Annotated in this window: 10 protein-coding genes and 2 tRNA genes; 6 read left to right on the top strand and 6 right to left on the bottom strand. The window is 69.8% G+C overall.

Annotation, left to right across the window (positions count from 1 at the left end):
* Window positions 1–2: 2 nt before the first annotated feature.
* Together rsgA and SSP24_RS25265 are read left to right on the top strand one after the other, a co-directional pair.
* The gene (gene rsgA / locus SSP24_RS25270) at window positions 3–1,013 is read left to right on the top strand and encodes a ribosome small subunit-dependent GTPase A (protein WP_141311993.1); all 1,011 of its coding nucleotides are present in this window, start codon (window positions 3–5) and stop codon (window positions 1,011–1,013) included.
* A gap of 169 nt (window positions 1,014–1,182) precedes the next feature.
* The gene (locus tag SSP24_RS25265) at window positions 1,183–1,506 is read left to right on the top strand and encodes a DMT family transporter (protein ID WP_141311992.1); all 324 of its coding nucleotides are present in this window, start codon (window positions 1,183–1,185) and stop codon (window positions 1,504–1,506) included.
* Window positions 1,507–1,545: 39 nt separating this feature from the next.
* Here the strand turns inward: SSP24_RS25265 and SSP24_RS25260 are convergent, their stop codons facing one another.
* On the bottom strand, window positions 1,546–2,154 hold the full coding sequence (locus SSP24_RS25260; RefSeq protein WP_141311991.1) for a TetR/AcrR family transcriptional regulator: 609 nt from the start codon (window positions 2,152–2,154) through the stop codon (window positions 1,546–1,548).
* A 177-nt stretch (window positions 2,155–2,331) separates the two neighbouring features.
* Here SSP24_RS25260 and hisN point away from each other — a divergent pair, with 177 nt between their 5' ends.
* A complete protein-coding gene (hisN, locus tag SSP24_RS25255) occupies window positions 2,332–3,132 on the top strand; it encodes a histidinol-phosphatase (RefSeq protein ID WP_141311990.1) in 801 nt (266 codons plus the stop codon).
* 119 nt (window positions 3,133–3,251) lie between these two features.
* The gene (locus SSP24_RS25250) at window positions 3,252–3,644 is read left to right on the top strand and encodes a CBS domain-containing protein (RefSeq protein WP_141311989.1); all 393 of its coding nucleotides are present in this window, start codon (window positions 3,252–3,254) and stop codon (window positions 3,642–3,644) included.
* Between the two features lie 92 nt (window positions 3,645–3,736).
* Here SSP24_RS25250 and SSP24_RS25245 read toward each other — a convergent pair whose 3' ends face one another.
* A complete protein-coding gene (locus tag SSP24_RS25245) occupies window positions 3,737–5,191 on the bottom strand; it encodes a catalase (RefSeq protein ID WP_218037104.1) in 1,455 nt (484 codons plus the stop codon).
* A gap of 164 nt (window positions 5,192–5,355) precedes the next feature.
* On the opposite strand from SSP24_RS25245, the gene SSP24_RS25240 reads away from it, so the two are divergent.
* Entirely contained in the window at window positions 5,356–5,772 is a 417-nt protein-coding gene (locus SSP24_RS25240; protein ID WP_141311987.1) for a Fur family transcriptional regulator, read from the top strand.
* A gap of 79 nt (window positions 5,773–5,851) precedes the next feature.
* Here SSP24_RS25240 and SSP24_RS25235 read toward each other — a convergent pair.
* The 4 genes from SSP24_RS25235 to SSP24_RS25220 form a co-directional block, all read right to left on the bottom strand.
* Window positions 5,852–5,925 (bottom strand) — tRNA-Met (locus SSP24_RS25235).
* A gap of 682 nt (window positions 5,926–6,607) precedes the next feature.
* Entirely contained in the window at window positions 6,608–8,452 is a 1,845-nt protein-coding gene (locus tag SSP24_RS25230; protein ID WP_141311986.1) for a tetratricopeptide repeat protein, read from the bottom strand.
* A gap of 226 nt (window positions 8,453–8,678) precedes the next feature.
* Window positions 8,679–8,752: transfer RNA gene (locus SSP24_RS25225), tRNA-Met, on the bottom strand.
* Window positions 8,753–8,796: 44 nt separating this feature from the next.
* Window positions 8,797–11,757, bottom strand: a complete 2,961-nt coding sequence (locus tag SSP24_RS25220; RefSeq protein ID WP_141312054.1) for a UPF0182 family membrane protein — start codon at window positions 11,755–11,757, stop codon at window positions 8,797–8,799.
* 162 nt (window positions 11,758–11,919) lie between these two features.
* On the opposite strand from SSP24_RS25220, the gene SSP24_RS25215 reads away from it, so the two are divergent.
* Complete coding sequence (locus SSP24_RS25215; protein ID WP_167529697.1) at window positions 11,920–12,462, top strand: PPA1309 family protein; 543 nt, start codon at window positions 11,920–11,922, stop codon at window positions 12,460–12,462.
* The last annotated feature ends 48 nt before the right edge of the window (window positions 12,463–12,510 follow it).

Here is a 12,510-nt window from a genome sequence, read left to right as displayed (position 1 = left end):
CCATGCGCCGCTACGGCAAGCACACCGACGAGGACGACATCCGCTCCCGCCCCAACCGCAAGGGCACCCGGCCGCGTACGAACATCCGCCCAAAGCACGAGGAGGCGGCCGAGGGCATGGTCCTCACCGTCGACCGGGGCCGCCTGACGTGTCTGGTCGAGGACCGCGTGGTCATGGCCATGAAGGCCCGCGAGCTGGGCCGCAAGGCGGCGGTGGTCGGCGACCGGGTCGCCCTCGTCGGCGATCTGTCCGGCAAGAAGGACACGCTCGCGCGGATCGTGCGCATCGAGGAGCGCACATCGGTGCTGCGCCGCACCGCGGACGACGACGACCCGTACGAGCGCGTCGTCGTCGCCAACGCCGACCAGCTCGCCATTGTCACCGCCCTCGCCGACCCCGAGCCACGCCCGCGCCTGATCGACCGCTGCCTGGTGGCGGCGTACGACGGCGGCCTGGACCCGCTCCTGGTGCTGACCAAGTCGGACCTCGCCCCGCCCGACACGCTCCTGGAGCTGTACGGCGACCTGGACATCCCGTACGTCGTCACCAGCCGCGAGGAGCTGGACAGCGGCGATGCGGCGGAGCGGGTGTTCGAGCAGCTGGAGGGCAAGGTCACGGCGTTCGTCGGGCATTCGGGCGTCGGCAAGACGACCCTGGTCAACGCGCTGGTGCCGAAGGAGCGGCGGCGGTTGACGGGGCGGGTGAACGCGGTGACCGGACGCGGTCGGCACACCACCACGTCGGCGCTCGCCCTGCCGCTGACCGGCACGGACGGCTGGGTGATCGACACGCCGGGCGTACGGTCGTTCGGAATCGCGCACATCGATCCGTCCCGGGTCATCCACGCCTTCCCCGACCTGAAGCCGGGCACGGAGGGCTGCCCGCGCGCGTGCAGTCACGACGAGCAGGACTGCGCGCTGGACGAGTGGGTGGCCGGGGGGCACGCCGATCCCGCCCGGCTGTACTCGCTGCGGCGGCTGCTGGCCACGCGCGAGCGGAAGGAAGGCGACTGACCGCCGGAAGGAACCGGAAGGAAGGGGACCGAGGGTCGCGTTGTTTCTCTTCACGCGGGGTTTGTCTTGCGGCGGGTTCGGTAAGGGCATAATCGCAAAAGCCGGATGCCAACCCTGACAAACGCCTGACACGCGGTCACAGTTCGTGGAGAAACGGGGAGGACAGCACATGGCGTGGCTGCTGGTCATCGTGGCCGGGTTGCTCGAAACCGGCTTTGCGATCTGTCTGAAGTTGTCGAACGGCTTCACCAGGCTCTGGCCGACCATCGCGTTCTGCGTCTTCGCGATCGGCAGCTTCGGCCTGCTGACACTCTCCCTGAAGAAACTCGACGTCGGTCCCGCGTACGCGGTGTGGACCGGCATCGGCGCGGCCGGTACCGCCATCTACGGCATGATCTTCCTCGGCGACATCGTCTCCACGCTGAAGATCGTCTCGATCAGCCTGGTCATCATCGGCATCATCGGGCTGCAGCTGTCCGGCTCGGCGCACTGAGATCTAAGGGCTGAGATCTAAGGGCTGAGACCTAAGGGCTTACACCGGCTGCCGGTGCAGGGCGCCGCGCATCAGGTCCGTGACGCCGCCGTCCCCGGGCGGTGCGGCCACGCAGGACAGCGCGAGACGGACGACCAGTTCGCAGGAGCGCGCCAGGTCGGCGGTGTCCGCCCTGGGCACGCCGGGCCCGGCCAGCACCGCGACGGCCCGGTCGCGGACCAGCGCCACGAAGTCGCCGGGCGAGGGCAACGGGCCGTCGGCCCGGCGCTGCGCGGGGACGGCGGAGGAGGACGGCACCGCTTCCAGGGTCGGCGAGGGCAGCCGCTCGCTCCAGCAGCCGGTGAGCATGGCGCGGACGAGCTGGTTCTGGCGGGCGGCCACGATGGTCCACTCGGCGGCCGCCATGAGCCGCTCGCGCGGGTCGCTGTGTGTGCTGAGGGCCCGGTCGACACCGACGAGGTACCCGTCGGCCTCCCTGCGCACCAGCGCCCGGGCGAGCCCCTCCTTGCTTCCGAACTCGTTGTACAGCGTCTGCCGGGACACCCCGGCCGCCGCGGCCACGTCCACCATCCGCACCGCGGCCCACGGCCGCCGCGCGAGCGCCGTATAGGCGGCGTCCAGCAGGGACTCCCGGGCAGCAGGCATCATCGCCTCCCTGGAGGGACGGACTTTGCGCCCAGATTTGACGGCTGTGGGGGCACTGTCAAGGGTTCGTGCAGATCGTCGGAGGTGGGAGCTTGAGGGTATTTGAGGGGGCGGGTGCGCAACGCGCCCACCACCGCCCCCTGTAGCCCCGTACCGACCACGACAGATACCGTTCGTCACATGCCCGACTATCTCGACGACCTGCGTCTTGCCCACGTCCTCGCGGACGCCGCCGACGCCGCGACGACGGACCGCTTCAAGGCCCTCGACCTGAAGGTCGAAACCAAGCCCGACATGACGCCGGTCTCCGAGGCCGACCGGGCCGCCGAGGAACTCATCCGCAACCACCTCCAGCGCGCCCGCCCGCGCGACGCGATCCTCGGCGAGGAGTACGGCGTCGAGGGCACGGGCCCTCGCCGCTGGGTCATCGACCCCATCGACGGCACCAAGAACTACGTACGCGGCGTCCCCGTCTGGGCGACCCTGATCTCTCTGATGGAGGCGTCGGAGGGCGGCTATCAGCCCGTCGTCGGCGTCGTCTCCGCCCCCGCTCTCGGCCGTCGCTGGTGGGCGGCGAAGGGCCACGGCGCCTTCAGCGGCCGCAGCCTCACCTCCGCGAGCCGGCTGCACGTCTCGCGCGTCTCCAAGCTGCCGGACGCCTCCTTCGCATACTCCTCCCTCTCCGGCTGGGAGGAGCAGGGCCGCCTGAACGGCTTCCTGGACCTGACCCGCGAGGTGTGGCGCACGCGCGCGTACGGCGACTTCTGGCCGTACATGATGGTCGCCGAGGGCTCGGTCGACATGTGCGCCGAACCCGAGCTGTCGCTGTGGGACATGGCCGCGAACGCCATCATCGTCACGGAGGCCGGCGGCACCTTCACCGGCCTCGACGGCCGCCACGGCCCGCACAGCGGCAACGCGGCGGCGTCGAACGGCCTGTTGCACGACGAGCTGCTGGCGTACCTCAACCAGCGTTACTGAACGCCCACTTGTTGACCCCCGCTTTACCTGCCACCCTGAAAGTCCCCCCACTTGTGAACTTGTGAAACGGTGAACAAACGGAACACAGGGCGGGGACACTCCAGGAGGTGGCTCCATCCATGCTCGTACGTGACGCCATGAGCACAGTCGTCCTCACCATCGGCCCCACTCACACCCTGCGGCAGGCCGCCGCGCTGATGTCCGCCCGTCGGGTCGGCGCGGCCGTGGTCCACGACCCCGACGCCGGCGGCATCGGCATCCTCACCGAGCGCGACATCCTGAACTCCGTCGGCCTCGGCCAGAACCCCGACACCGAACACGCCCACGACCACACCACCACCGACGTCGTGTTCGCGGCCCCGTCGTGGACCCTGGAGGAGGCGGCCGGCGCGATGGCACACGGCGGCTTCCGGCACCTCATCGTGCTCGACGGCGGCGAACCCGCCGGGATCGTCTCGGTCCGCGACATCATCCGCTGCTGGGCACCGGTACGGCAGCAGGTGCCGGCCTGAGCAGACATGCTCGTAGGCATACGGACGGGCCGGATCCCCTCGTACAGGAGATCCGGCCCGTCCACTCGGCAAGCGGTCCAGTGCTGGTGGTGTCAGCCGCGCAGGGCCTGGACCGCGGCCTCCAGCCGCTTGCCGAAGTCGGCGTCCGCCTGACGGAAGTTGTCGATCGCGCGCTCGACGATCTCCTCGCGCGAGACCTGGGAGAGGGCGCCCGCAAGGTTGTTGATCAGGCGCTCCCGCTCGTCCTCGGACATCAGCCGGTAGAGGTTGCCCGCCTGGACGAAGTCGTTGTCCTCGGCGTGCACCGGCGCCGGGTGGTTGCCGGTGCCGGCGGTGAAGCCGTCGAACGGCTGCCACAGCGCACGGCCGGTCTGCGCCGGTCCCCCGAAGCTGTTCGGCTCGTAGTTCTTCGCGCCGCCGTGCCGGCCGTCGTACAGGAAGCCGTCACGGGAGTTGGTGCGCGCCTCGGTGGCGTGCGGACGGTTCACCGGCAGCTGGTCGGCGTTGATGCCGACGCGGTAGCGGTGGGCGTCGCCGTACGCGAAGAGGCGGCCCTGGAGCATCTTGTCCGGGGACGGGCCGATGCCCGGCACGAAGTGGGCGGGGCTGAAGATCGACTGCTCGACCTCGGCGAAGACGCTCCGCGGGTTGCGGTTGAGCTCCAGCTTGCCGATCTCGATCGGCGGGTAGTCCTCGTGCGGCCACACCTTGGTGAGGTCGAAGGGGTTGAAGCGGTACGTCGCCGCGTCGGCCGCCGGCATGATCTGGACCTGCACGGTCCAGGTCGGGAACTCGCCGCGCTCGATGGCCTCGCGCAGGTCGCGCTGGTGCGAGTCGGGGTCCTTGCCCGCGAGGATCTCGGCCTCCTCGGCGGTGAGGTTCTTGATCCCCTGGTCGGTCTTGAAGTGGTACTTGACCCAGAAGACCTCTCCCGCCTCGTTGTTCCACTGGAAGGTGTGCGAGCCGTAGCCGTTCATGTGGCGGTACGACGCCGGGATGCCGCGGTCGCCGAACAGCCAGGTCACCTGGTGCGTGGACTCGGGAGACAGGCTCCAGAAGTCCCAGACGTTGTCCGCCTCCTGCGAGCCGGTGTACGGGTCGCGCTTCTGGGTGTGGATGAAGTCCGGGAACTTGATGGCGTCCTTGATGAAGAACACCGGGGTGTTGTTGCCGACGAGGTCGTAGTTGCCCTCCTCGGTGTAGAACTTCAGCGCGAAGCCACGCGGGTCACGGACGGCGTCCGCCGCGCCGAGGTTGCCGGCCACCGTCGAGAAGCGCAGGAAGACCTCGGTCTGCTTGCCGACCTCGGAGAGGAACGCGGCCCGCGTGTACTGCGTGACATCGGCGGTCACCGTGAAGGTGCCGTAGGCACCGGCGCCACGGGCGTGCACGACACGCTCCGGGACGCGCTCACGGTTGAAGTGGGCCAGCTTCTCCAGCAGGAGCTGGTCCTGGACGAGCACCGGGCCGCCGACGCCCGCGGTCTCGCTGTTCTGGTTGTCGGCGACCGGAGCACCGGCCTCCGTCGTGAGCGGTCCCTGGGTCACGTGCGCCTCCTGTGTCATGCCTTGCGTGTTCCTGCTCCTCGGCCGGTTTCCTGTCCCTCGACCAGAGCCGTACTCGATCCTACAATGGACTTTGTCTAAGTCAATTCAAGCTCCAAAATCACACCTGTTCGGGAATTGTTCCTCCTGCTGCTAGGCTGGTCCTCATGAGTGACCTTCTGGAACGGCTGCGCGGACGCGGATGGCGGATGACCGCGCAGCGGCGCGTCGTGGCCGAGGTCCTCGACGGCGAACACGTCCACCTGACGGCCGACGAGGTGCACGCCCGGGCTGTCGCCAAGCTGCCCGAGATCTCCCGGGCGACCGTCTACAACACGCTGGGCGAGCTGGTCTCCCTCGGCGAGGTGCTCGAGGTCAGCACGGACAAGCGCGCCAAGCGGTACGACCCGAACGCGCGCAGCCCGCACCACCACCTGGTGTGCGCCCGGTGCGGCGCGATCCGCGACGTCCACCCCACGGGCAATCCGCTGGCCGACCTCCCCGACTCGGAGCGCTTCGGCTTCACGGTCTCGGACGTCGAGGTGACGTACCGGGGCCTGTGCCCGAACTGCGCGTCGGCGTAAGCAGCGGCTGCCCTTGGTGGCAGGGCACAAAAACCGAGGGCCGGAATCCAGTGACTGGATTCCGGCCCTCGGCCATTAGTAGCGGGGACAGGATTTGAACCTGCGACCTCTGGGTTATGAGCCCAGCGAGCTACCGAGCTGCTCCACCCCGCGTCGGTGAATGCAACGTTACGTCAAGGACGCCAACAGAAGCAAATCACTTAAGAACCCCTGCTCAGGCGCCTAACGACGCGGCACGTAATGGCGCGGCGGCTGCGGCGCGGCAGCGTGGGCGGCCGTTTAGCCGCGTGGATGTGTAGGGGTGTAGCTATGTAGCCGTGTGGCTGTGCAACCGCATAGCTGTGCAGCCGCGTCGCCGAGCAGCTGTGGCGCAGCGTGGCTGTCGCGCCGCGCAGCCGCGTAGCCCCCGCGTGGCCGTGGCTCCGCACAGCCGCATAGCCCCGGCAGCCGCATAGCCCCGGCAGCCGCGTAGCCGCGTAGCCGCGCGCAGCTGCGGGCAGTCGTGCCGCTGGGGGCGTGCAGCCGCGTCGCCACGCAGCCGCGCAACCCCGCTTGGCCATGGCGCCGCGTGGCCGTGGCGCCGCGAAGCCGCGTAGCCCGGCAGCCGCGTAGCTGGGTACCCCCGCGCAGCTGTGTAGCCGCGTAGCCCCGCGTAGCTGCGGGCAGTCGTGCCGCTGGGGCGGCACGGGTGGGCGCAGCGGCACCCCGCCAGCACGGGTGGGCGCAGCGGCACCCCGCCAGCGCGGGTGAGCGACTCCACCCCAGCACCAGCGCCCGGTAACCAGCCAACCCCGCCCACACCAGCGCCGAGCGCCAGTCGCCCGCCCCTAACGCGTCACGCAGACATCTCCTCCCGCAACGCATCCCGCAACCGCGCCGCCCGCTCAGCCACCTCCCCCGGCCCCAGCGACACCGCCCGGTCGGCCCACCGCTGCCCCTCCGCCAGCTCCCCCCGACGCGCGTAGACGAGGGCGAGCCGCAACGCCGCCCGCCCATGCCCCGCATCGGCCGCCCGCGTCCACCACACCGCCGCCTCCGGCTCACTGCCCTCCCGAGCCAGCAGCAGTCCCAGATTGAACGCACCGTTCCGCGACCCCGCCTCGGCCGCCTCCCGGTACCACCGAGCCGCCTCGACCACGTCCCCCCGCGCGGCCGCGAGCATCCCCACCCGCACCTGCGCCCGCCGATGCCCCTGCATCGCCGCCCGCTCGTACCACTCCTCGCACTCGGACTTCTCGTGCGACGGCTCCCCCAGCTCATGCGGCGACACCGGCGGCCGCCGCGCGTCGAGCACGGCCGCCAGCCGGTACGCCGCCTCCGCGCTGCCACCCCCCGCCGCACACCGCAGATGCCGCTCCGCCGCCAACTCGTCCCCATCCCGCAGCCGCGCGATCCCGACCTGCAACGCCGCCTCGGTATGCCCGGCGGCCGCCGCCCGCTCGTACCAGCGCAGGGCGGCCACGTCCTCGCCCCGCTTGGCGTACAGAATCCCCAGGTTGAAGGCGGCATCAACACTCCCGGCCTCCGCGGCCTTGGAGAACCACGGCTCCGCCCCGGTCTCGTCGCCCCCCTGGAGCAGCAGAATCGCCAGCGCGTTCGCCGCCTCCCGGTGCCCGGCGTACGCCGCACGCCGGTACCACTGCTCGGCCTGCCCGATCCGCCCCTGCTCGGCGCAGAGCAGCCCGAGGTTGTACGCCCCGTTGATGTCCCCGGCGTCCATGGCCGCCCGGTACCACCGCTCGGCGGTCTGCGTCTGCCCCCGCTCGGCGTGCAGCGCGCCCAGCGCGTTCGCCGCGTTGCCGTCGCCGTCCTGCGCGGCGCGCAGCCACCACACGGCGGCGCTCTCCTCGTCCCCCGCGTCCCGCAGCAGGAACCCGAGCGCACAGGCGGCCCGCGGCTCCCCGTCCTTGGCGGAGGTCAGATACCAGCGCCCGGCCTCCTTCAGCTCCCCGCGCTTCTCCAGGATCGCCCCGAGATGCAGCGCGGCCCGCCGATGCCCGCGCGCGGCGGCCTGCCGGTACCACTGCTCGGCCTCCTCCTGCGGAGAAGCACCCGGAGCGGCATCGCCCGCGGCCCCGACACCGTTGTCAGCTCCGGCCCCGCCCTCGCGCGCCGCTCTGCGATCAAGCGTCCGCGCCAGCCGGTACGCCGCCTCCCGGTGCCCCCGCTCGGCGGCGACCCGCATCCACTGCTCGGCGGCGTCGTCCCCCCGGTGCTCCAGCAGATCGGCCAGCGCGTAGGCCCCCAGGACGTGCCCCTGCTCGGCGGACTGCCGCAGCCAGTACTCGGCGGCCGGCTCGTCGCCCCGCTCCCGGTGGTGCCGCCCGAGCGCGTGCGCGGCGGCCGCGCTGCCGGCGACGGCGGCGATCCGCCACCATCCGGCGGCCTCGTCGGCGTATCCCCGCTGGTGCAGCAGGACGCCCAGGTTGTTCGCGGCGGCGCGGTCGCCCTCGGCGGTCGCGGCGCGCAGATGGGGTTCGGCTCCGTCGAGGTCGCCACGGCGCAGCAGCATGGCCCCGAGGACGCTCATCGCCTCGACGTCACCGGCCTCGGCGGCGAGCCGCTGACGCGCCTCCTCGGCCGCCTCGCCGGTCTCGTCGTCCCGGGTCTCCTCCTGGCCGGAAGGCGTCACAAATCGCCCTGTCTCGAACAGAGTTGCCTTGTCCCCCATAACGTCCATCGTCGCACCACCTGCAACCTGGGTACACCTGGTATACCGCAGCCAGTGAGGTCACTTCAGCGTTTTGTCGACATGCCCACAGAGAGACAAGTCAAACACAGATCTCCCAACTCCCCATGGCGGCACGGCGATACCGGGCGTCGGCACATGCGTTCGCACACCACGAAGGCCCGGATCCCTTGGAGGATCCGGGCCTTCGCCTGGGCCGACAGCGCGTCGACTTCAGTAGCGGGGACAGGATTTGAACCTGCGACCTCTGGGTTATGAGCCCAGCGAGCTACCGAGCTGCTCCACCCCGCGTCGTTGTTTGGCAACCGTATCACGACGCGGGAGGAGCTTTTCGATCAGCCGCTCTGCGGACTGGGGGTAGGGCTCGGGCTCCCCGTGGGATTCGGGCTCCCGGTGGGATTCGGACTGCTGGTGGCACCGCCGGTGCCCGCGGCCCGCGACTGTGCCTCCTCGGCCCGCCGCAGCGCCGCCTCCAGGTCGTCCTGCGCCCGTCCGTACGCCTCCCAGTCGCCCTTCTTCAGCGCTTCCTGGCCGGCCGTGAAGGCCTTCTGGGCGTCGTTGAGCGCCTCCTGGACCGTCGGGTTGTCGCTCGTCGGCGGCGGTGTAGTGGTCTCGCCCTCGCCCGTGTCCTCCTCCGGCGGCGGGGTTGAACCCTCCACCCCGAACACCTTGTTGAGGGCCTCGTCGAGGGTGTCCTCGAACGCGGTGTTGCCGCCGTAGCTCACCAACACCTTGCGCAGCAACGGGTACTGGAGTCCACCACCGCGTACGTAGACCGGCTCGACGTAGAGCAGACCGCCGTCCAGTGGCACGGTCAGCAGGTTGCCGTACTCCACCTCCGAGTCGCCGCCTCTCAGCAGCCGGATGGATTCGGCGATGTCCTGTTCGGAGTTGAACTGGCTCTGTACCTGCTTGGGTCCGTTGACCGTCGTACTCGTCGGCAGTTTCAGGATTCTGATCTTGCCGTAGTCACTCTTGCCCGCCTCGGCGTCGACCGCCATGAACGCGCTGAGGTTGTCCCGGCCGTTGGGAGTGAAGGTCGTCGTCAGCGAGAACGCCTGTTCCCTCTGGTCGGGCATCTTCATGCTGAGGTAGTACGGCGGCACCGCGTCGCCCGACTTGTTGGTCGGGTCGTCCGGCACCTGCCACACCTCGCTGCCGCTGAGGAAGGTGTCGGCGTCCTTCACGTGGTAGCGCGTCAGCAGCTCGCGCTGGACCTTGAACAGGTCCTGCGGGTAGCGCAGATGAGCCATGAGCGCGTCGGAGATCTTCGACTTGGGCTCCACCGTGCCGGGGAAGGCCTTCATCCAGGTCTTCAGGACCGGGTCCTGGGTGTCCCACTGGTAGAGCTTGACCTCGCCGGTGTAGGCGTCGACGGTCGCCTTCACCGAGTTGCGGATGTAGTTGACCTGGTTCTGCTGGGCCACCACCGTGCGCTGGTCGTTGGTCGCGGTCAGCGAGTCGGCGGTGGTGTCGCCGAGGGTCGTACGCGAGGCGTACGGGTATCCGTTCGTGGTCGTGTACGCGTCGACGATCCACTGGATCCGGTGGTTGACGACCGCCGGGTAGGCGTCGCCGTCGATGGTCAGCCACGGGGCGACCGCCTCGACGCGCTCCTTGGGCGTGCGGTTGTACAGGATCCGCGAACCCTCGCCGATGGCGCCGGAGTAGAGGATCTGCGGCTCGTTGAGCGCCACCGCGTAAGCGGCCCGGTTTATCGGGTTCTCGAGGTTGATGCCGCTGTTGCCCTCGTAGCTGTAGGTCTTCTCACCGCTGTCGTCGGAGTAGTCGATCTCCTTCTGGGGACCGCCGACGATCGAGTACGTGTTGGTCTTCTCGCCGTAGTAGATCCGCTGCTCGTACGTGCCGAGCTGGCCCTTGGACGGCAGGTCGGACTCGGTGAAGACCGGACGGCCCTCGGAGTCCACGGAGGTGCCCTCCGCGGCGACCACGCCGTAGCCGTGGGTGTAGCGGAAGTGGTTGTTGATCCAGTTCTTCTTGTCGATGCCCGCGTAGTTCAGCTCGCGCAGACCGATGACCGTGTCCTGCTCCTTGCCGGCCGAGCCGTAGCGGTCGACGTCCAGGTTGGTCGGGAACGCGTAGTACTTCCGCATCTGCTGGAGCTGCTGGAAGGTCGGCGAGACGATGTTCGGGTCCATGATGCGGATGCTCGCCGTGGCGTCGACGTCGTCCCGCAGCTTGGTGGCGTCCTTGGTGTTGGCCGTGCCCGAGTACTCGGTGACCTGCGTGCCGTCGATGCCGTACGCCTCACGCGTCGCCTTGAGGTTCTTGTTGACGTACGGGGCTTCCTTGGCCTGCTCGTTCGGCTGGACCTGGAACTTCTGCACGATCGCCGGGTACAGCCCGCCGATCAGGATCGCCGACAGCACCATCAGGCCGAAGCCGATCAGCGGCAGCTGCCAGGTGCGGCGCCAGATCGTGGAGAAGAACAGCAGGGCGCAGATGACGGCGATGCAGAACAGGATCGTCTTGGCCGGCAGGTAGGCGTTGGCGTCGACGTACCTCAGGCCCGTCCAGTTGTCCGTCGCCTTGAAGTCGCTGGACTTGACTGCCAGGCCGTACCGGTCGAGCCAGTAGGCGACCGCCTTCAGCGCGACGAAGAAGCCGATGAGCACCGACAGATGGCCGGTCGCGGCGGCCGTGGCGCGCGCGCCCGGGCTGGTGACGCGCAGCCCGCCGTACAGGTAGTGGGTGAGCGCGGCGGCGATCAGGGAGAGGATCGCGGCGGCGAAGCCGAAGCCGAGCAGGAACCGGTACCAGGGCAGGTCGAAGGCGTAGAACGCGACGTCCAGCTGGAACTGCGGGTCCTTCTGCCCGAACGGCACGCCGTTGACCCACATCAGCCAGGTCCGCCACTGCCCGGACGCGGACGCGCCGGCGATCAGGCCCACCAGGGCGGTGATCCCGAACAGCAGCCACTTCTTGTACGGCGCGATGCCCATCCGGTAGCGGTCGAGGCTCTGCTGCTCCATCGACATCGCGCTCAGCGGCGGGCGCAGCCGGTGGGCCAGCCAGATGTTGAACCCGACGGCGACGGCCATGAGCAGGCCGAAGACGACGAAGAGCCCGATCTTGGTCCACAGGGTGGTGGTGAAGACGGACGAGTAGTCCACCGACCGGTACCACAGCCAGTCAGTCCAGAAGCCCGCGAACATGGTGAACGCCATGCCGAGCACGGCAAGGACGCCCAGTGTCATGAGCAGGGTCCGGACACGCCGGGACGGGCGGCCCACTCTGATCCGTGGCCCCGTCGGGCCTCCGCCGCGGTCCGGCATCTGGAAAGCCAAGGTGGCACCTCGAAAATCGCTGTTGGTCTGTCAGGCCCCCGTTTTCGCGGGCCGTCGATGGGCCCCGTGATCGTAGGCCCTCACCTATGCAACTTACTCACGCTTTACTCGGTTCCCGATTCCGGGCGGGAACGAGGCAGGATTGTGACCATGTCCAACACACCCATGGCGGCGAGCCCGCTCACCCGGGCCGTACTCGAGATCGACGAGTACGCCTCCGGCCTCGGCTGGGACCAGCCCGCACGCCTCTTCGCCCTCGTAGACACCGCTCAGCTGCGGGCCCAGGAACCCGCGCTGGCGGCGCAGCTCGGCCTGGGTGACGAGCCGGACGCCGCCGGTCTCACCCCGATCGAGCAGGACGAAATCCCAACGGACAAGCCGCTCGACGAGTTCCTCGGCACCATCGCCTGGCCCGAGGCGGTGGTCGGCTGCGCGCTCACGGTGGAGCGGCTGATGCTGCCGCCGTCCGCCGAGGCCCAGGTCCCGGACGATCTGGACGAGGCCGCGCTCGCCAAGTGGGTCGCCCGGCACCCCGAGCGCCAGGAGGTCCGCATGACGGTCGCCGTGCTGCGCGACGGCGCACGCGAGTCGGCCCTGCGGCTGCGCGAGAAGGACTCCCCGACGGAGGTCCTTACCGGCTCCGAGCTGGTTCCGGGCCTCGCGGAGGCGCTGGCGGCGACGTTCGCTGACTGAGGGGTTTCGGTACGACGCCGGGTACGCGCGCGCGTGCTCGGTATACGG

Origin of the sequence: Streptomyces spinoverrucosus (assembly GCF_006539505.1) — a bacterium.
Classification (GTDB): Bacteria; Actinomycetota; Actinomycetes; order Streptomycetales; family Streptomycetaceae; genus Streptomyces; species Streptomyces spinoverrucosus.
The sequence above is the reverse complement of the archived record's forward strand: the minus strand, read 5'-3'. Positions and strand labels throughout refer to the sequence as shown.